A 1691-nucleotide genomic window follows, 5' to 3' on the forward strand; every position below is an offset into this window, starting at 1 on the left:
CTTGGGGCGAGGGCCAAGCTCTCTCCGCTTCATGCGATGGTAGCTAACCACCACATGCTTATTACATACAAGTGCGATGGGTTTACTGGGTGGCCCTGTCGGTATCGGCCTGAGTGTGCTGGCCGCCGGTGGTGCGTATCTTTATGGCGAGTTCAAAAAGGCCGAGGAGCAGACTAAAAAGCTGACAGCTGCCGTTCTTGACCTGAACACATCTTCTCTTGTCTCTGCTACAGATTTGGAAAGGTTAAACAGCCGGTTGGGTGACACCGAAAACTCGGTAGATGCCGTGACTTCTGCGGCAAAAGCGGGGTTCAGCGGGCAGTTGCTGACGGATGTGGCTACGCTGGCTAATGCTTATGCTCAGGCTGGAGGGAATGCGCAGGATCTGGTGAATTCTCTTTCATCACTTCGTGGTGATCCTGTTGCGGCAATGGAAAAGCTGACTGCATCCGGTGTGGCGTTGAGTAGTTCTGTAGTCAGCCAGGTTCTTGCTCTAAATCAGCGGGGCGATGCGGCACAGGCAAGTCAAATTCTGATAGATGCGTCGATTCAGTCTTGGAAGGGACGCCTTTCGGAGTTGGGCGTTGAAGTAGATAAGACATCTGACTCTGTCAACAATCTTGGTCAAATGTGGCTTGCCATGGCTAACCCGGCGGGTGTTGCTATTGATAATGTCGCCGGCAAGGCCAGAGAAGCCCAGAAGAATCTCACCTCGCTGGCAGGGACATTGCAAGCTGATATCCAAACGGCTCTCGCCTCCGTCCAAAACGCACGTATAAAAAATTCCGCCGGGCTCAAAAGTTATCTTGATGCAGGGACGACGGCGGCCGAGAAACGTGCAGCCGCTATCAAGAATCTTAACAACAGCCTCTATTCTCCGGGTTCGTCGGATTATCAGCGGATCCTGAAAGGGATTAATGACGAATACGATAAGGCGACCAAAAAGAATAAGCCGCGCTCAACCACGGGTGAGAGTGAAGGCCAGCGCGCTCTGGAACAGGCTCAGCAGCGTAATGCTGTGTTGCGTGAGCAGGCACAAACCACTGATGCGCTGACCGACTCGGAACGTCAACTGGCAGCGTTTGATCAAAAAATTGCGGGTCTGAAAGGCCAAACCCTGAATGCCAGTCAGCAGAGCCTGGTCAACATGCAGGGGCAAATCCGCGCGCAGATGCAGTCAAACGTCCAGTTGGAGAAAGAGGCTGCATTGCGGAAGGTTTCGCAGAAATACCAGGAAGAAAGCCGTAAATGGACGGAAGAAGCGGATGCCATGCAGCGCGAAGCTGCGATTAATCTCGGTAAATACAGCCAGTCTGAAAGCGAATCTGCGGATGCTGATGCGCGAAACGCCATTATTAACCGGTTTAATCAACGCAGGATCGCGCTTGAAAAGGACTTTACGGATAAATCCTCCACGGAATATCAGGCCAGACTGGCAGATCTGGAGAGTGCCAAACAGCGGGAATTGCAGATCACCGAGCAAACCAACCAGGACAAACTCACCGCTGAGCAGGATTACAGCGCGGGTTTCCGCCGCGGTACGCTCAACTGGATTGACAGCGCGAGGGATGCAAACAGCCAGATGGCAACTTACGCATCCGGGCTTTTTGACAGCATGGCTGATTCACTGGCCACTTTTGCTACCACGGGAAAATTCAGCTTCAAGTCTTTTACAACGTCTGTACTTTCCG

General features: G+C 52.6%; 1 protein-coding gene. It reads left to right on the plus strand.

Going from position 1 to position 1691, the window contains the following annotated elements; genetic code table 11:
* Window positions 1-76: 76 nt before the first annotated feature.
* On the plus strand, window positions 77-1691 hold a 1615-nt coding region (locus J8X26_RS27265), incomplete at its 3' end, for a phage tail tape measure protein (protein ID WP_208952641.1).

Origin of the sequence: Rahnella sp. ChDrAdgB13 (assembly GCF_017655185.1) — a bacterium.
In the GTDB taxonomy this organism is placed as follows: Bacteria; Pseudomonadota; Gammaproteobacteria; order Enterobacterales; family Enterobacteriaceae; genus Rahnella; species Rahnella contaminans.